The organism is Acinetobacter sp. BMW17 (genome assembly GCF_001592855.1).
Lineage (GTDB): Bacteria > Pseudomonadota > Gammaproteobacteria > Pseudomonadales > Moraxellaceae > Acinetobacter > Acinetobacter johnsonii.
The window spans coordinates 32,205-50,926 of sequence record NZ_LSOD01000021.1; the positions used below are offsets into that span (position 1 = coordinate 32,205).

Below are 18,722 nucleotides of genomic sequence, written 5' to 3' on the forward strand. Positions count from 1 at the left end.
ACCCCTATTCATTGTTTTTGTCTTTCCATGATGATGTGCTTGAGAGCTTTATGTTAAATAAAAAACCGCGTGTGCCTGCGCCTGTTCAAATTCCAACTCAGCTCAGTTTTTTACACGGCTTTAAAGATTATCTCATTGCACAAACCGTCAGCCCACATACCCGAAATGCTTATCTCTCTGACTTATTGCAGTGCAGCGAGTGTAGTCTGGTGAGCATGCCTGAATGGAGCAGTGACGATGTCGCCGATGTTCTGCTGACTCTCACCAAGCAAGGCAAAAGCCCACGCTCTATTGCGCGCTGTCTGTCTGCTCTGCGTTCTTTTTTTAAGTTTTTACGGGAACAAAAACTGCGTTCAGACAACCCTGTCGCGCTGCATAAAACACCCAAAATTGGCCGCGCACTGCCTAAAGATTTGTCTGAGCAAGACGTGGATGCCTTAATCCAAGCCCCCGATATTGAAACCGCTCTTGGACTGCGTGATCGAGCCATGTTTGAAGTGTTGTATGCCTGTGGACTTCGTGTATCTGAGCTACTCAACCTACGGCTAGACTTAATCAATTTAAAACAAGGCTATTTAAGGATTACGGGTAAGGGCAATAAAGAACGCTTGGTACCTTTAGGGCAAATCGCAGTGGAATGGGTCGAAAAATACTTAATTGAATCCCGTCCACAATTATATAAATCCGCAACTGACTATCTGTTTTTAACCCAACATGGTGGCATTATGAGTCGGCAAAACTTTTGGTACGCCATTAAACGCTATGCCTTACAAGCAGGGATACAGGCAGAACTTTCTCCACATACACTCAGACATGCTTTTGCAACCCATTTACTCAATCACGGCGCTGACTTGCGTGTGGTACAAATGCTATTGGGACATAGTGATCTGTCCACGACACAAATTTACACCCATGTTGCACAAGTGCGTATGCAACAACTGCATGCCAGCCATCACCCAAGGGCTTAAGGTCTTGATCATCCATAACTTAAGGCTGTTTTTAGCACGAAGACTACGAAGTATTACCGAGTCCTGTACTTTTTTTGCTATGCTTGGCGCTCTGTTTTTATAAAGTCAAAAGAAAAAGGGTTATCTATGTTATTTACCCGTAAACCATTGTTCATTGCCTGTGCCATTGCTTCAAGTGTTCTATTTACAGCATGTTCAAATAACACTGAAGAAAAAAAACAAGACTCTTTAACGGCAAGCGCACCAGCCACAGGTGAAGCGTCGACTTTGACGGAACGCAATGCAAAGCAACGTTTAATTGACACTCTTCAAAAGCATTTCAAAACAGCCAATATCAATGCCAAAATCATCGATATCAAAACCACTGAAGTGCCAAATTTATTTTGGGTCAATCTTGAAGGGATGAGCTCGGTTTATACCACAGCAGATGGTAAATATATTATCCAAGGTGATGTGATTCGCTTGGGCGATAAAACACTCCACAACGTCAGCGACAACCTGCAAGCTGAAGCCAACAAAAAGCTTCTAGCAGGACTCAAAACTGAAGATCTACTGGTTTACAAAGCCAAAGGCAAGACCAAGCATGTGGTGTATGTCTTTACCGATGCCAGCTGCCCTTACTGCCATAAATTGCACGAGCACATCCCTGAAATCACGGCTCAAGGCATTGAAGTTCGTTACATTGCATGGCCGCGTGGCGAACAGTTCATGCCAGCCATGGAAAGTGTGTGGTGTAGCGCAGATCGTCAAGCTGCCTTTGATCAAGCGATTTCGGGTGCTCAACTTCCACCAGCGACCTGTAAAAATCCAGTGCGAGATCAATACCAGTTGGGTCTGAACATGGGCGTAAATGGGACACCTGCGATCTACAATGAAGATGGTGAATATCTCGGTGGTTATTTGGCCCCAAGTGAATTATTAAATCGCCTTAAATAACTAATTTTTATTTGTTATTTAACTAATATTTATAGTTGGACATAAAATGATTTCTTTCCTAGAGTCTCACAGTTTTTTTAGCTATGATCTAGGCTTGGTTCAATATATATAAGTAAATTGGAGTGTGACGTGAAACCAGTTCGTCTGGCAATCCTCGGTCTTGGTACTGTGGGTGGTGGTGCCCTTAAACTACTAAAAGAAAATGCTGCTGAGATTAAACGTCGCACCGGTCGTGAAATTCAAATTACCTATGTCGGCACACGCCGCCCTCGCCCAGACTTAGATTTAGGCGATGAGGTCAAGCAAAGTGCTGACCTACTCGACATTGTGCGTCAGCCTGATGTCGATGTTGTGGTTGAAGTCATGGGTGGCATCCATCCTGCATATGAAGTGATTAAGGAAGCCATTCTTCACGGTAAGCAAGTCGTTACAGCAAACAAAGCCTTACTGGCTGAACATGGCAATGAGCTGTTCAAACTGGCGGATGACAATGCCGTGCAAATCGCCTATGAAGCTGCGGTTGCAGGGGGAATTCCCATCATTAAAGTGATGCGCGAAGGTCTAGCTGCAAACAAGATTAATTGGTTAGCGGGTATCATCAATGGTACAGGCAACTTTATTCTGACTGAAATGCGTGAAAAAGGTCGTGCTTTTGCAGATGTGCTCAAAGAAGCACAAGAACTGGGTTATGCCGAAGCTGATCCTACTTTCGATGTCGAAGGCATTGATGCTGCACATAAACTCACGATTTTAGCATCGTGTGCTTTTGGTATTCCGCTACAGTTTGACAAAGTCTATACCGAAGGCATCAGTAAAATCACAGCACAAGATGTGAAGTATGCTGAAGAGCTGGGTTTCCGTATTAAGCACTTGGGGATTGCGCGACGCGCAGCGAATGGTATCGAACTTCGTGTTCACCCAACCTTGATCCCTGCGGAAGAACTGATTGCCAATGTCAACGGCGTTAAAAATGCTGTCTTGGTACAAGCCCATGCTGTCGGCCCAACCTTGTACTATGGCGCAGGCGCAGGCGCAGGCCCAACGGCTTCTGCGGTCGTTGCAGATGTCATTGATATCGTCCGTGATATCTCTTATACCGAAGATGGTGCTGGAACGATTCCACAATTGGCCTTCGAAGCACTGACCAATGTGCCAATTTTAAGCCGTGAAGAAATGACCACAGGTTATTACATCCGGATTAATGCAGAAGATCAAACTGGCGTCTTGGCGGATGTAACCACGATTCTCAGTCGTGCAGGCATCAGTATCGATGCCATCATGCAACAACCACGCTTAAAAGACCTCATTCCAATCGTGATTTTGACTGATCCAGTCGTTGAATCAAAAATGGACGAGGCACTTGCTCAAATTCAAGCCTTACCCGTCATTCATGGCGAAATCGTGCGAATTCGTTTAGAATCGCTTGATAATTAATCGGGTTGAGGAAAAGAACGCTCTTCTCTTCCTCACCAAGCTCTACACACAATTGGAACATCATCATGTCGAATGCCAATCGTTATACTGGTTTAGTTGACCGTTATCGCGACCGTTTACCAGTGTCTGCAACTACTCGCGCTATTTCTTTAGGTGAAGGTAATACGCCACTGATTAAACTCGAGAACATTCCACGTTTAATTGGCAAAAATGTTGAAATTTATGTGAAGTACGAGGGCTTAAACCCGACTGGTTCATTTAAAGACCGTGGTATGACCATGGCAGTCACTAAAGCCGTTGAAGAAGGCTCAAAAGCCATTATCTGTGCATCTACTGGTAATACCTCAGCTGCAGCTGCGGCTTATGCAGCGCGTGCAGGCATTAAAGCGTTTGTGTTAATCCCAGAAGGCAAAATTGCCATGGGTAAAATGGCGCAAGCAATGATGTATGGTGCCATCACCATGCAAATCCGTGGTAACTTCGATGACGGTATGCGTCTGGTTAAAGAAATTGCCGATAAAGCCCCTGTAACGATCGTAAACTCAATCAACCCGTACCGTTTGCAAGGTCAAAAAACCATTGCTTACGAAATCGTAGACGAGTTAGGCCGAGCACCAGATTACCACTGCCTACCAGTGGGTAACGCAGGGAACATTACTGCACACTGGATGGGGTATACCGAAGCGGTTGCTAACCAACCTGCGGATCAATTTGAGCAAGTGATTTACGACGCTGAAACAGATCAGTTCACGGGTCCAAAACCTGAAGGCTTACCAACTATGGTTGGTTACCAAGCAGCAGGTGCTGCGCCATTCTTACGTGGTGCACCCGTTGAGAACCCTGAAACAGTTGCAACGGCAATCCGTATTGGTAATCCACAAAGCTGGAGCCATGCTAAAGCAGTGGTTCGTGACTCTCAAGGTTGGTTCGATGAACTGACTGATGCTGAAATCTTAGAAGCACAACGTTTGCTTTCAATGTATGAAGGTGTCTTTGTAGAACCTGCTTCTGCAGCATCGATTGGCGGTGCAATCCGTGACATCAAAGCAGGTAAAATTGCGGAAGGTTCCGTGATTGTCTGTACCGTGACAGGTAATGGTCTAAAAGACCCAGATACTGCGATCAAACAGTGTTCTGATGCAGTCATGCTGTCAATCGATGCAACTTTAGAACAAGTTCGTGATTCAATTCTTTCAAACATGTAATTGAGAGAAGACAAAAAAGCCCTGCATCTGCAGGGCTTTTTTATGACTCAATTTTTGTTGTTGAGTGAGCAAAAACAAAGTCGGGTTAAATACGTTTTGGTAATTGGCTCGCCCAGTTCATTAGGCGTGTTGCATCATTGGTACGTGCTGCAGATGAGTCCGCGCCCAATAACACCACCACTGCTGGACGGTTATTTAAAGTGGTATGCATTACCACACAACGACCGGCTTCATTAATGAAACCTGTTTTTGAAATATTGATATTCCAACCACCATTACGAACCAAGGCATTGGTATTGTTTGATTTCAATACACGATAGCCCAAGTTAAAGTCATAGCTTGCTGTGGTTGAGAACTGACGAATCAGACCATACTGAGACGCGGCATTGACTAAAATACCCAAGTCACGTGCTGAAGCGATATTGCCTGGATGCAGACCTGTCGATTCCATATAATGGGTTGAATTCATGCCCAAAGATTTTGCTTTGGCATTCATCGCCGAAACAAAGGCTGAGCGACCACCCGGATACGTCCGTGCAAGCGCTGATGCTGCTGGGTTTTCTGACTTCATTAACGCAAATAACAATGCCTCTGCACGGTTCATACTGTCTCCTGCACGCAGGGACGAGCTTGAACTTTTACAACCCGAACACGAAAAGTCCGCTTGCTGTAAAGTAATGTTTTCAGACATATTTAAACGCGCATCTGAAATCACCACCGCCGTCATCAGCTTAGTAATCGAGGCAATCGGCAGCGCGGTATTACTGTTTTTACTGTACAGTACTTCACCTGTATTGCCATCCATCACCAGTGCTGCACGAGCATTGACACTAGGTTGGTTGGAATATTTCGAGGTATCGAAAATTTGTACTGTTTTCGAGGTACTGTTGTTCGTCACCACACCATTGGAACTGCGAATACTGGTGGTGACTTTTGTTGAACCCTGAGGAGCGTACTCTTCAGGATCTTCCATGAGATCATCATTCAGAAGCTGTTCTGCATCTGCTGCAGACCAGCTCATGCTTGCTTGGCTAGGGCCCGAGCCCGGGTTCATCACCAAGTCTGCAAAGCTATGGGTACTGACCGTCGTTGCAATCGACCATCCCAATAGATGCATTAAAAATTTATTTGATTTTTTCACTTTTCTTCACTCAACTTCATAACCCATAAGATACATTTGCGTATTCACGCCAATATGCCTTACATTTGTACACAATGCGAACAGCATTGCCGTCGACAGCGTGCATATCTTTTCAAATAAGCCTAAGAATAGGATTGCTAATTTTGTCGTTTCATTGCAAGCTTATTTTGCTTTATGTAACAAAAAATATGGTTTTTATAGTGAGGAAGAGCTAGGTGATCACAGTTTTAGTGGTAGATGACCATGAGTTAGTACGTACAGGGATTTGTCGAATGCTCGAGGACCATGCCGATGTTCAAGTCATTGGCCAAGCTGAATCTGGTGAAGAAGCAATTAATCTCGTCCGTCAACATCACCCGAATGTGGTTCTGTTAGATGTCAACATGCCAGGTATTGGTGGAGTTGAAACCACGCGCCGCTTACTACAAACTGCACCCGAAACCAAAGTACTGGCAGTCAGTGGTCTAGCTGAAGAACCGTATCCTTCCCTGTTACTCAAAGCTGGCGCCAAAGGCTACATTACCAAAGGTGCGCCCGTGACCGAAATGGTACGCGCCATCAATAAAGTGATGCAAGGTGGCAAATATTTCAGCGCTGATATTGCTGAACAACTGGCCAGTTCTTATCTATCGGATACACAAACCTCGCCTTTTGATGCTCTGTCTGAACGTGAAATGCAGGTGGCGATGATGGTTGTGAATTGCATCAGTGCACAGGAAATTTCTGACAAGCTTTTTGTCAGCGTAAAAACGGTCAATACTTACCGTTACCGAATTTTTGAAAAGCTCAACATTGACAGTGATGTGAAGCTGACTCACCTTGCTATTCGTTATGGTTTAATCAAACCCTGATGCAAGCTGACTAACACCCACATGCTGCAATACTCAACCAATATTCAGTTAAATCAATACCGTCTAGGTGTTTGGTATGCGTCTTATCGACTGTTTATTGGCTGTTGTTTGTTGTTGGTTTATCTACTGACCTATGAGCAGTTGTTTTCAAATTATCAATATCCAGTATTGTATCGTTCTGTCCTGATTGGCTTTATTTTTATCAGTGCTTTTCAGCTATTGAGCCTCAAGAATGTGCGCAAGCGCATACCACTTCAGCTCACCTTGTTGTTTATCGTCGATGTCATTAGCCTCAGTTTACTCACTTTTGCCACCGATGGTCCGAACTTACAGTTAAGCTTATTGTTTGTGATCACGATCTTTGCCGCTTGTGTATTGGTCGATAAACAAAAAGCGCTCATCATTACCTTGATTGCTGTAATTACACTGGTTTATCAACACTTTATTGGAACGCTATTTTCAATTAGTTCATTGAATACCATTGGCAACAGTGCCGTGCTCGCCTTTTTGTTCTTTGTGGTTTATGGGTCTGGACAAATTGCAGTACGACGTTTTCAAGTCCTTGAAAATTTAAACTTCTATCAGTCCCAAGAACTGGACCAACTGCAAAACATTAACCGTTATATTTTAGAGCAAACAGAGCTCGGCTATTTGGTGCTCGATGAAAACTGCCACATGGTGCTAAGTAATCCTGCCGCATGTGCATTATTGGGCATCTCCCCGATTTATGCCTATGACAAATATCCTTTATATAAGGCACAGCCTGATTTATTTGAACTCCTCAAATTCGACCAACTAAAGAATGGGGAAAAATTCCAATTTACATCCCAGCTGAGTCGCTTTCAGATTCAGATCGAAATTCAAAAACTTCAAGTCCCGAATCAGACACTGACCTTATTCGTGCTGCAAGATGCACAAAAAATTAATCAACGTGTACAACAACTCAAGCTGGCTGCACTGGGACAACTGTCAGCCAGTATTGCACATGAAATTCGCAACCCACTGGCAGCCATCACTCAAGCCAATGAACTAATGCAAGCCAATGATCCACAACAAGAACTGTTGCAAAACATGATTGCCAAACAAGCCTCACGGATTGATAAAATTATTGGCGATACACTGAGCATGGCACGCAGTAAAGAAACCTATCCAACCTTGATTGATGTCTCCGCTTTTTTAGAACGTTTTATCGTTGAAGATTTGCCCGATGTCAAAGATCAAATTGATTACCGCATTTCCGATCAAGCTCAGATTCAGTTTGATGAACAACAACTGAGGCAAGTGCTGATCAACCTGATTCGAAACGCCATTCGACATAATGCAGCTGAAGCCGAGCACATTCAAATTCGTGTCTATAGCTACAAAAACCTCGTCCATATTGAGGTCTGCGATTTTGGTGAAGGGGTCGCCACTCAGGATCAAAGCACCCTGTTTCAACCGTTTTTTAGTACCTCAATCAATGGAACTGGGTTAGGATTATATTTATCCCATAGTTTCTGCGAAGCCAACCAAGCTAAGCTATACTATGTAGAACAAAAAATAGGGGCATGCTTTCGGATTGAATGCCCCCGTATAAACAATGACGTGTAATTTTTGGGGTTAAACGTGGAAAAAAAACCACTTGTTTTATTGGTGGATGACGAACAAGACTTATGTACACTGATGCAAATGTCTTTAAGTCGGATGGGGATTGATACACATATTGCCTATCGCTTACAAGAAGCGGTTCAAGCCCTGAAAACGCATCAATATGATGCCTGTCTAACCGATCTGAATTTACCCGATGGTAATGGCCTGAGCTTGGTCGATTTTATTGCTCAAAATTATCCTAATTTGCCCGTTGCAGTGCTGACTGCTTACGGCAACATGGATATTGCGATTGCAGCACTTAAAGCTGGTGCTTTTGATTTTGTCAGTAAACCAATCAACCAAAAACATTTAGAGCAACTTTTACAAAAAGCCTTTAATCAGCCCATCAGTCAGCTGCATATCCAAGAAGATACGCTTGAACATCGTCTGCTGATTGGTCAGTCCCTTCCTATTCAACAGCTACGCATCACCTTAAAGAAAATTGCACGCTCGCAAGCCCCTGTCTTTATTACGGGTGAATCAGGCACTGGCAAAGAAGTGGTGGCTAATCTGGTACATCGCCTGAGCAATCGCAATGAAGGGCCATTTATTGCCATCAACTGCGGTGCCATACCGACTGAACTGATGGAAAGTGAATTGTTTGGACACCGTAAGGGTAGCTTTACAGGGGCGACTCAAGACAAACAAGGGCTGATTCTCTCTGCGCATGGCGGCAGTTTATTTTTAGATGAAATTGCAGAATTACCGCTCACTATGCAGGTGAAACTATTACGCGCGGTACAAGAAAAACGCATTCGCCCAATTGGGAGTGACACCGAAATTGATGTCGATTTCCGTGTGATTAGTGCCAGCCATCAAGACTTAGAAGCACTGGTGCAACAAGGCAAGTTCCGTCAGGATTTATACTTCCGCATCCATGTCATGGACATTGTGCTGCCTGCCCTACGTGAGCGTGGCAATGACATTATTCTTTTGGCACAACATTTCATTCAGAAAATCTGCCAAGAATGGGACATCCCAGTCAAACCATTGAGTGAACGTGCACGTGAATTTTTATTGGCCCAATATTATCCAGGCAATGTGCGTGAATTACGCAATATGATGGAACGTGCCATCACTTTAAGTGATGAAAGCAGCATCGACTTACCGCACTTGCAAACAGCCCCACTGCGACCGATTGCTCAGACCAACTATGCCAATGCCATGCAACAAGGTACTGTTGGCAATGATCAACTCAGTCATGTGCCTTCGCGTAAATTGCCCGAAGAGGGTTTAGAGCTGTATCTAGAAAAAATTGAAAAAGAAATTTTGATGAATGCGCTCAATCTCACCCACTGGAATCGAACCCTAGCGGCTAAAAAGCTCGGCATGTCTTTCCGTTCTTTACGTTATCGCTTGAAGAAATTCGGGCTAGACGGCGAAGATGATTCCGTTTAAAGACTTAACGACGGTTAATTAGAATCTCTGCCACATGTTCAACATAGCTTTCGTCTTTGAGTTCATGTGGCATTGGATACACCTGATTTGGCGCAATCCCTACCCCTTCAATCATCCGACCACTTGGAGTGTAATAGTGAGATACCGTCATTTGCAAAGCTGCGCCATTCGATAACGGAAATAGTTTTTGTACCACGCCCTTACCATAACTTTTTTCACCAATCACCCACGCCCGTGCATGCTCCTTCAGCGCAGCGGTAAACACCTCCGCGGCCGATGCAGAGCGATCATTAATCAGAATCCCCACTTTTAAGTTTTGAAACTCTAGGCTTGGTAAAGCTTGGAACTGTTGATCCCCTTCTGAACGGCTTTGCGTTGAAACAATTACCCCTTGATTCAAGAATAAATCGGCAGATTCAACTGCGGCAGACAACAACCCGCCGGGATTATTTCTGAGGTCAATCAAGACCGCTTTTAAACGCGAAGACTGATGCTCTTCAATCAGTTGCTGAATTTCATTGGCCGTATCCTGTTGGAATACCCGCACCTTGAGCACCAAAACTTGGTTATTCAACAGTTGCGCCTGAATATCGGTTTCAACCTTTTTGGTTCGGACTAAATTGATCGGCGTTGAATTGGCTTTTAACTGTAGGCTGATGGTACTACCAATCGCCCCACTGAGTAATTCATTGACTTGAGCATGGTTGAGCTTGCGTAGCTCTTGATCATCCACTTTAAAAACGGAGATCCCATTTTTTAAGCCCAGTTTGCTGGAATCTGAGTCAGGTTTTAATCCACGAATCAGCCATTGTTGTAAGCGAGAATCAAACTCTAAACTGAAGTCAACTGAAGCCAAATCCCCTTCGGTATATTGCACCAGTTGTTTATATTCTTGAGGAGATAAATAGCGAGAATAACGGTCTAAGCCACTAACTAAACCTTTAATGGCCTGTTGAAAGAGTGCTTCATCACTACGTTCAGCCACATAATTGTCTTTAACTAAACCGTAGATTTGCACAAATTGTTGAATGGATTCAATCGGAACCTCAACATAACCTTGTTCCAATTCATCATCAAAAGCGGGTGCTGCCGCTGTTTTTGCAACAGCCCCCATCGGGTGGATCAGACTCAGACCTAAAGCAATCACTACACCTATTGAAGTCCACGATGCTTTTGCCATTTACCCACCCAAATTGATTTATACGTCTAATGTAATTAAGTTACGACCTTGCATGTCTGCGGGAACAGGAAGATGCATCAAGCTTAACAAGGTTGGTGCGACATCGGCCAATACGCCACCCTCAGCAATGGTTGCTTGAGTTGGACCGACATAGATAAAAGGCACCAATTCTGTCGTATGCTGGGTATGCACCTGACCACTGTGATAATCCTGCATTTGTTCAACATTACCATGGTCAGCCGTAATTAACATATGGCCTTTTTGTGCCATCACCGCTTCATAGACACGGCCTAAGCATAAATCAACAGCTTCCACGGCTTTCACTGCAGCATTAAACACGCCCGTATGACCCACCATATCGCCGTTGGCATAGTTCACCACCAACAGGTCAAATTCGCCTGAGTTAATCGCAGCCACCAATTCATCGGTTACTTCATAGGCGCTCATTTCTGGCTTGAGGTCATAAGTAGCCACATTCGGTGATGGAATCAAAATACGTTTTTCACCTGGATATTCATCTTCACGACCACCACTGAAGAAGAATGTCACATGTGCATATTTCTCAGTTTCAGCAATACGTAATTGGGTTTTACCAAGGTCTGAAAGATATTCACCAATCGAGTTTTTTAATGCTTCAGGCATATACGCCACAGGTGCATCAATACTGGCTTGGTAGCGTGTCAACATCACAAACTTAGATAAGTTTGGTACAACTTTACGCTCAAAGCCTGCAAAATCTTTTTCAACAAACGCTTTGGTAATTTCACGCGCACGATCTGCACGGAAATTCATAAAGACAATGCTGTCACCATCTTCAACTTTTACGGCATCGCCAATGCGTGTTGCTTTGACAAATTCATCAGATTCGTCTGCGGCATAAGCCAATGCTAAACCTTCAACTGCTGTAGCTGCAGTACGTGTTGCTTCAGACTCTGTGAGTAAACGATAGGCTTGTTCCACACGGTCCCAACGGTTATCTCGATCCATCGCAAAATAACGACCAATCAGACTCACAATACGACCTTGATTTGGATATTGAGCAAACAATGCATCTAATTTTTCTAAAGAAGGCTGTGCACTGCGTGGCGGGGTATCACGACCATCTAAGAAGGCATGGAGATACACGGTTGCACCGCGTTTTAACGCAAGTTCAGCCATGGCAACAATGTGGTCTTCGTGTGAATGCACCCCACCTTCAGACAATAGCCCCATGATGTGCAACGCACCACCCGCTGCTTTGGCTTTCTCAACAGCATCAACCAAAACTTCATGCTCGAAAAAAGCACCAGTACGAATGTCTTTGGTGATTCGGGTAAAGTCTTGATAGAGCACACGACCTGCGCCCAAGTTCATATGGCCCACTTCAGAGTTACCCATTTGGCCATCTGGCAGACCCACGTCTTCACCAGAACCTGAAATTAAGCTATGCGGATGCTTTGCTTCAATCGCTGTTAAATTCGGTCGATTCGCTGCTAAAAATGCATTGTCTTCGATCGCTTCACGGTGTCCCACACCATCCATAATGACCAGTACGTGAGGGATTTTGCCAGCAGTTGCATCCGCCATAATAAACACTCTTTTTTTGTCTACAAATTCATCGCTCTATCTTACCGAATTTTCGGTCAAGACTCTATGCAGGCATGATGGTTTAACACCATCATCCGCATTGTTTTCTTCAATATCGTACAGTTATCGCGCACGTTGTAATAAATAACCACCTGCGACAAACATCAGTAAAATCGGCACAAAAACGAACCATGCGGGTGAAGGTGAATAAACCAAACTTGCATAACCCAAGAAGTCTTGCAGGTAAAAGAAACCTAAGCCTGTAAACAGTGCAATGACTAAACGAAAGCCCATCGATTGTTGGCGCAGTGGGCCAAAAATAAAGGAACAAGCAATCAACACCAAAGCAATCAAGGCAAATGGAGATGCCACTTTTTGCCAAAAAGCCAACTGATAAGTTTTAGGCACTTGGCTGTATTCATGCATATAGCTCATGAAACTGACCAATTGACTCGGTGAAAGGTCTTCAGGATCAATCGTCACCATGTGCACATATTTCGGCTGCAGTGCCAGTGCCAAAGGCGTTTCAGCGGCCTTTTGTGCCGTGGCGTTGCCTGTCGGTAGTAAATCAACTTGGGCAGTATTTTCTAAAATCCAACGACCATCTTGCACAAACTGACCTTGCTCAGCATTTAAAACGCCTTTCAACCGAGCATTATTATCAAAGTCGACCACTTGCACATTTTTCAGCTGACCTTGAGAATTGGCATAATCGACATAAATAAAACGCTGCCCTTCTCGTGTCCAGTAACCACGTACTTCACCAAGCTCAGCCGCTGTTCGATGGCTTTTCACACCTTTGGCTTGCTCATTGGTATATGGAATCACCCATTCACTTAAAGCGAATGACAGTACCACCAAAATTAAAGCCGAACGAATCACCCAACCAACAATCCGCCAGAGACTCACCCCCACCGAGCGCATCACAATCAGCTCACTGTTTGAAGCCAAAGTGCCCAGTCCCAGTACCGAGCCAATTAACGCGGCAATCGGTAGAATCTCATAGAGATATTGCGGCGCCCCCCACAGTACGTAACGTAAAGCATCCCAAGCGCCATAACCTTCTTTAAGAGAGCCTAACTCACCCAAGTAGGTAAACAAAATTTGCAAGACCGATAAAATAGCGGTAGCACCCAGCATCGCCATCGCGGTGGTTTTGGTCACATGTTTTGCGACTATACGACGTGCGAACATGATTAAGACCCCGCTCGTTGTAATGTTTTCTTAATTTTCGGGGCCAGCTTTTGTTTACGCGAAAACAAAGCCGCTGCTATCGCATAGATCACCAAGATCATTGGATAAGCCCAAATCCCCATTTCTTCTTTACTGACTCGGGTTTTAATGGCCATCAGCGCCACAATTAAACTGGCAAAAATAAGCAATGCAGGGAACAGCTTTAAGTAACGTCCTTGGCGTGGGCTCACTTCAGATAAAGCCACAGCGAGAAGCAACGCCACTACAATGGCAAACGGTACAAAAATACGCCAGCCCAACTCACTCGCCACGACAGGATCATTACGATTATCCCAAAGTTTCATGGTGGACAGTGCTTCAACATCGGCACTTTCAAACTTCGCTTCTTTATCATTTTCTAAACGTAGGCGATAAGACTGAAACTCGGCTTGGCTATAACGCGGCTGTCCCGGATAAATTTCATAACGGCGACCTTGCACCAAATCCACCACATTGGCTGGATCATTTTCAATTTCAACCCGCGTGGCTTCTTTGGCCAAAATCATGACATCGGGCTTACCTTCTGCTTCAGCGCGTTGATAGAAGAAGATGTCTTTGAGGTTCTTACGGTCTTCGGATAAGTCACCCGCATAAATGGTATAAGGCCCCGATGAAATAAACTCTTTGGGTCGAACCAAATCAAAACCGGTACGCACCGCCTGACTGGTGGTGAGCTGCTCAAACTGACGAACACCCCACGGCGCCATCCAAAGCATCAGCACGGCTTGAACGGCAAGAAACACCACGGTCATAGGAATCAGCAGTCGCCCCAATTGGTTACGACTGACGCCACTGCCATTGAGTACTGCCATTTCATGATCGACATACAGACGACCAAAAACCAGCATCAGTCCAATAAAAAAGCCTAGAGGAAGAATCAGCGTTAAAAATTCAGGCAAACGATAGCCAATAATGCTAAATAAAATACCTGCATCTAAGCGACCCTGCGCGGCTACGCCAAAATACTTGATCAAACGACCGCCCATCATGATCAAGGTCAATAAGGCGATCACAACCAAGGATGTCGACACCACTTGTTTGACCAGATAACGCCGAATAATCAAATTAATTCTTCCAAAAATAGGTGAATAAAAACTAGCGCTAGTTTACCCGAATAGTGAAAATATAAAACCTGTACTCTTGTTGCACTTTGCAACTCTATTCATGTTAATGTTTCAGTGGTTTAATCATTTTCAAACTTTATAAGGCTTAAATAAAACTTATGAAACTCTCTATTAATACGTCATTCACAGAGAATACGTCTAGCCAATTTTTGTTGATATTAGTAGATTCTGAAAACACGCAACACCTTGCAAATGCTTATCAAATTAATGATTTAAACAACTTAATTGAAGCGACTCAGTTTAAAGCCGCGTTCAATGAAACTTTGAGCCTCATTGGTCAAATTCCAACAAGCCCCAATGCAGCCTTGGTCGGTGTCGGGAAAGCAACTGAATTACAAGCGGCAAAGCTGGTGAAAATTGCTCAAACCATTATCAAAGCTTCACAAAAAAAATTCAAACACATCAGTCTTGACCTTTCAGTCCTTCCAGCTGAACTCCATTATTTATTTGCCCTCAGTTTGACGCAAGCGGCATATGCTTTTGATGAATTCAAATCAAAAAAAGCAGACAACGTGCTTGAACAGATCAGCCTGATTGCTGCTGAGTCGCCGCTGAATGCTGCGCAACTGAAATTGATTGAAGCCGTGCAATCTGGTCAAAGCTTTGCTCGTGACTTAGGCAACCGTCCAGGCAATATCTGCTTCCCTGAATATTTGGCAGAGCAAGCCTTAGAACTGGCAGCCCAATATCCTGACCTACTCCGTGTTAATGTCCTTGATGAGCAGCAAATGGCTGATCTGGGCATGCATTCCTTCCTTGCGGTGAGCAAAGGTTCAGACCGCCCAGGCCGTATTATTACCCTTGAGTATCAAGCTGAACGTTCTGAAGCCCCAGTGGTCTTGGTCGGTAAAGGAATCACCTTTGATACAGGTGGCATTTCATTGAAACCGGGCGCTGGTATGGATGAAATGAAATATGACATGTGTGGTGCAGCATCGGTTCTAGGGACGCTCCGTGCTCTATGTGAATCGCGTTTAGCCATTCATGTCGTAGGTACGATTGCGGCAGCTGAAAATATGCCGTCAGGCAAAGCTACACGTCCGGGTGACATCGTAAGCACCATGAGCGGTCAAACCGTTGAAATTTTAAATACCGATGCAGAAGGTCGTTTGGTGCTGTGCGACACATTGACCTATGTAAAACGCTTTAACCCAGAACTGGTCATTGATATTGCAACCTTAACAGGTGCCTGTGTCGTGGCACTTGGTTCAGTCTTAACGGGTATGTTTACCCCAGACGACAAACTGGCGGCCGAACTATCTGAAGCAGGTCAAAATAGCTTTGACCGCGTCTGGCGCATGCCTGTGATTGATGATTATCAAGAACAGTTAGACTCTCCATTTGCAGATATTGCCAACATTGGCGGGCCTAAAGCTGGTGCTGTAACTGCAGCGTGCTTCTTGCAACGTTTCACCCGTGATTACCGCTGGGCACATTTGGACATCGCAGGTACAGCATGGAACTCGGGTGCCAATAAAGGAGCAACCGGTCGTCCAGTACCCTTATTGATGCAATTCTTAGCTCATCGTGCGCAGTCTAATGGCTAAGATTAGCTTTTATCTATTTGAACAAAGTCCTGAACGACAAGTCGAAAGTGCTTGTCGTTTGTGTCGTAAAATTTTGCGTCAGCCAGAGCGAATCTGGTTGTATGCAAGCGACCCTGAACTACAACAGCAACTAGATGAACGTTTGTGGAGTTTTGATGATACGAGCTTTATTCCGCATGGCATTGATCAAATCGATGCGCGCATTTGTATCTCAGCCCAACTGCCTGAGCAATCCGATTGGATTGTGTTCAATTTTAACGATCAAGCTCTTGAACAGTTCGAAAAATTTAGCCACATTATAGAAATTATTGAAAATAACGAATCGGCCAAACAACAAGGTCGTGAAAAATTTAAACAATATAGACGTCTCGGGGTTGAAGCTCGAACCTTCAAGCTTTAAATGATTCCCCGTCTAAATAAGGAGATGCGTAGTGGCATTGAATGTTGGTCCAGATTTTAAACAGCGCTGGTTAAATGTACCTGATGCTGTTCGTCAGGCCTTTATTGATGACCTGAGTCGCGTCTGCGATGTACTCAAACCTGAAACAGGTTTACACAGTTGGATTGAACAAGACCAACGCGCTCAAGCTGTCTCGACCCAACGAATTGAACAAGCGTATGCCGATCTGAAAGCACAGCTGATTGAAGAAGCGCGAATTCGTAAACAACAAGCGTTGGAAAAATCACTGGCAGATAAACGCGCAGCGCAGGAAGCTTATGCGGAAAGCCTCAAAAAAGACGAAATCCGTCAGTTCAATGAGCAAACCCAAGCTTTAAATGTGATGCGTCAAAGTGTCGATCAGGAAATTTCGAGCTACACCGCACGCTATGAGAAAACGCCTGAACAAGCTCTGGACTATGCCAAAGGTAAATTTGGCATTGATGACTCACAAATTTTGTCTGAGTTAGAAAGTGTGCGTTTACGTTTAGAGCTTGAAGCGGAAACCTTAATTGAAGAGTCCGTAGCCAGCTATCGCAGTAAGCTACAAGCCGCGGCTCAAGAAGAAATTGACTATATTTTGAAAAATTCAGACTTTTCTGATGAAGTGGTATCCAACTCTGCCTAACAGGCCTTGGCTTCCACTTAAACTCACTGCGGTGAGTTTTTTTATGCACCCTTGTTTTGCTCGGCTGATATAGTCTGTTTCGATCTCAAACCAACACATCAACCATAAATGATAAGGTATTGCCCACACCATAACCAATCGCCAACAAACTACCAATCCAAATCAGACCACCGGTCACGTTGTACCACATAAAAGTCGCCAAGCTCATATGCCCTGCGCCCGCAGCAAAAGGCGCGAAAGAACGTACAAAAGGAATAAAACGTGCCACTAAAATGGTTTTACCACCATGCTTTAAGAAATATTGATTGGTCTTCATCATATATTCGGGTTTCAGCCAACGCGAATGCTGATGGGCAAATTTAAAGCCCAGCTTCTGACCAGTATAATAATTGACGATATAACCCAATACCGCAGCAATCATCATCAAAATACCCATGGTATGGATATGAATTAAATCCGAGCTGGAACATAAGGCACCAATGGCAATCAGTAAACTGTCACCCGGCAAAAAGAACATAAAAACGAAGCCCGTTTCTGCAAAAATAATCAGAAAAAGAATCGCATAAATCCAAAGGCCGTATTCTGCAAGCAGTACGGGCAATAATTGTTCTAGATGGAGAAAAAAATCAATCATTGTCACCTATCCGTGCAATGAACTGCGTACTATCTTTCATCATACTCAATTGCTTACCTATTCATTTCAAAAGAAAAACTCCCTCATTTTGGGCAAATAGGGAGCTCATCTTTTGTCTATTCTTGCTGCAATCTAAACGATTTTTCTATTTCAAGAAACCATTTTGTGCCAAAAAGTCTAAACTAATTTTAGATTGTGGGGTAGTTTCCACAGCTTTGTCACCCATCATCAGACGTTCAATGTAGCGTGCTAACACATCTACTTCAAGGTTCACTTGACTGCCTGCCTTCCACGTTCCAATGTTGGTTCGTTCAGCCGTATGTGGAATTAAATTGAGGCTTAAAATACGCCCACGCAAATGATTAATGGTTAAACTGATCCCATCAACCGTGATCGAGCCTTTTTCTGCTAAGTAACGTGCAATCTCAGCTGGCGCAGTCACTTCAAAATAAAGCGAACGTGCATCTTCACGCACAACGGTGATTTCACCCACAGCATCAACATGACCTGACACAATGTGTCCACCAAAACGTGTGGTGGGCAACATCGCCTTTTCCACATTTACACGTTGGCCAACTTTCCAGTGGGTCAGTGTGGTTCGGTTTAAACTTTCACGTGAGACATCGGCAGCATACCAGTGCTCACCCCAGTCAATCACTGTGAGGCAAATGCCATTGGTGGCAATTGAATCACCCAAATGGACATCTGACATATCCAGATCCGTACCAATGCGCAAACGCACATCGCCACCGACATTTTGTACGCTTTCAACTGTGCCCAGACTTTCAATGATCCCTGTAAACATTTCT

General features: G+C 44.2%; 17 protein-coding genes. 10 read left to right on the plus strand and 7 right to left on the minus strand.

Translation table 11 applies throughout. The features are described 5' to 3' along the window. Positions 1 to 50: 50 nt before the first annotated feature. The 4 genes from xerD (at position 51) to thrC (ending at position 4,543) form a co-directional block, all read left to right on the plus strand. Positions 51 to 968 (plus strand): site-specific tyrosine recombinase XerD, encoded by a 918-nt coding sequence (gene xerD, locus AXW61_RS06070; protein WP_062033281.1) that lies wholly within the window; start codon positions 51 to 53, stop codon positions 966 to 968. Between the two features lie 126 nt (positions 969 to 1,094). After that, on the plus strand, positions 1,095 to 1,904 hold the full coding sequence (locus tag AXW61_RS06075) for a DsbC family protein (RefSeq protein ID WP_004692830.1): 810 nt from the start codon (positions 1,095 to 1,097) through the stop codon (positions 1,902 to 1,904). A 129-nt stretch (positions 1,905 to 2,033) separates the two neighbouring features. Next, complete coding sequence (locus tag AXW61_RS06080; protein WP_010325700.1) at positions 2,034 to 3,338, plus strand: homoserine dehydrogenase; 1,305 nt, start codon at positions 2,034 to 2,036, stop codon at positions 3,336 to 3,338. Between the two features lie 65 nt (positions 3,339 to 3,403). Then, entirely contained in the window at positions 3,404 to 4,543 is a 1,140-nt protein-coding gene (gene thrC, locus AXW61_RS06085) for a threonine synthase (protein ID WP_010325699.1), read from the plus strand. An 85-nt stretch (positions 4,544 to 4,628) separates the two neighbouring features. On the opposite strand, the gene AXW61_RS06090 is transcribed toward thrC, so the two are convergent. Then, positions 4,629 to 5,684 carry a serine hydrolase gene (locus AXW61_RS06090; RefSeq protein ID WP_155858665.1) on the minus strand — a complete coding sequence of 352 codons (1,056 nt, stop codon included), beginning with the start codon at positions 5,682 to 5,684 and terminating at the stop codon, positions 4,629 to 4,631. A gap of 215 nt (positions 5,685 to 5,899) precedes the next feature. Here AXW61_RS06090 and AXW61_RS06095 point away from each other — a divergent pair, with 215 nt between their 5' ends. From AXW61_RS06095 to AXW61_RS06105, 3 genes are read left to right on the plus strand one after another with little or no spacing between them, the layout of a single operon-like run. Further along, a complete protein-coding gene (locus tag AXW61_RS06095) occupies positions 5,900 to 6,535 on the plus strand; it encodes a response regulator (RefSeq protein ID WP_004692836.1) in 636 nt (211 codons plus the stop codon). 21 nt (positions 6,536 to 6,556) lie between these two features. Continuing rightward, positions 6,557 to 8,125: an ATP-binding protein gene (locus AXW61_RS06100; RefSeq protein WP_062033287.1), complete on the plus strand. Its 1,569-nt coding sequence runs from the start codon at positions 6,557 to 6,559 to the stop codon at positions 8,123 to 8,125. Positions 8,126 to 8,140: 15 nt separating this feature from the next. Next, entirely contained in the window at positions 8,141 to 9,562 is a 1,422-nt protein-coding gene (locus AXW61_RS06105; protein WP_062033290.1) for a sigma-54 dependent transcriptional regulator, read from the plus strand. A 4-nt stretch (positions 9,563 to 9,566) separates the two neighbouring features. Here the strand turns inward: AXW61_RS06105 and AXW61_RS06110 are convergent, their stop codons facing one another. The 4 genes from AXW61_RS06110 to lptF form a co-directional block, all read right to left on the minus strand. Then, complete coding sequence (locus tag AXW61_RS06110; protein ID WP_062033293.1) at positions 9,567 to 10,742, minus strand: S41 family peptidase; 1,176 nt, start codon at positions 10,740 to 10,742, stop codon at positions 9,567 to 9,569. Between the two features lie 18 nt (positions 10,743 to 10,760). Continuing rightward, a complete protein-coding gene (gpmI, locus tag AXW61_RS06115) occupies positions 10,761 to 12,308 on the minus strand; it encodes a 2,3-bisphosphoglycerate-independent phosphoglycerate mutase (protein ID WP_062033296.1) in 1,548 nt (515 codons plus the stop codon). A gap of 123 nt (positions 12,309 to 12,431) precedes the next feature. Further along, positions 12,432 to 13,502 carry an LPS export ABC transporter permease LptG gene (gene lptG, locus AXW61_RS06120; protein ID WP_004692843.1) on the minus strand — a complete coding sequence of 357 codons (1,071 nt, stop codon included), beginning with the start codon at positions 13,500 to 13,502 and terminating at the stop codon, positions 12,432 to 12,434. A gap of 2 nt (positions 13,503 to 13,504) precedes the next feature. Next, positions 13,505 to 14,605 (minus strand): LPS export ABC transporter permease LptF, encoded by a 1,101-nt coding sequence (gene lptF / locus AXW61_RS06125; protein WP_010325691.1) that lies wholly within the window; start codon positions 14,603 to 14,605, stop codon positions 13,505 to 13,507. 158 nt (positions 14,606 to 14,763) lie between these two features. Here lptF and AXW61_RS06130 point away from each other — a divergent pair, with 158 nt between their 5' ends. The 3 genes from AXW61_RS06130 to AXW61_RS06140 are packed head-to-tail and all read left to right on the plus strand — an operon-like array spanning position 14,764 to position 17,279. Beyond that, complete coding sequence (locus AXW61_RS06130; protein WP_062033299.1) at positions 14,764 to 16,212, plus strand: leucyl aminopeptidase; 1,449 nt, start codon at positions 14,764 to 14,766, stop codon at positions 16,210 to 16,212. Continuing rightward, a complete protein-coding gene (locus AXW61_RS06135; protein ID WP_062033303.1) occupies positions 16,205 to 16,612 on the plus strand; it encodes a DNA polymerase III subunit chi in 408 nt (135 codons plus the stop codon). Before AXW61_RS06130 ends, AXW61_RS06135 begins: the two co-directional genes overlap by 8 nt. Before the next feature lie 31 nt (positions 16,613 to 16,643). Further along, positions 16,644 to 17,279, plus strand: coding sequence for a hypothetical protein (locus AXW61_RS06140; protein WP_004978568.1), 636 nt, complete (start codon positions 16,644 to 16,646; stop codon positions 17,277 to 17,279). An 85-nt stretch (positions 17,280 to 17,364) separates the two neighbouring features. Here the strand turns inward: AXW61_RS06140 and AXW61_RS06145 are convergent, their stop codons facing one another. Together AXW61_RS06145 and AXW61_RS06150 are read right to left on the minus strand one after the other, a co-directional pair. Continuing rightward, positions 17,365 to 17,913 (minus strand): VTT domain-containing protein, encoded by a 549-nt coding sequence (locus AXW61_RS06145; protein WP_004692848.1) that lies wholly within the window; start codon positions 17,911 to 17,913, stop codon positions 17,365 to 17,367. Between the two features lie 145 nt (positions 17,914 to 18,058). Next, positions 18,059 to 18,718 carry a riboflavin synthase gene (locus AXW61_RS06150; RefSeq protein WP_062033306.1) on the minus strand — a complete coding sequence of 220 codons (660 nt, stop codon included), beginning with the start codon at positions 18,716 to 18,718 and terminating at the stop codon, positions 18,059 to 18,061. Positions 18,719 to 18,722: the final 4 nt, after the last annotated feature.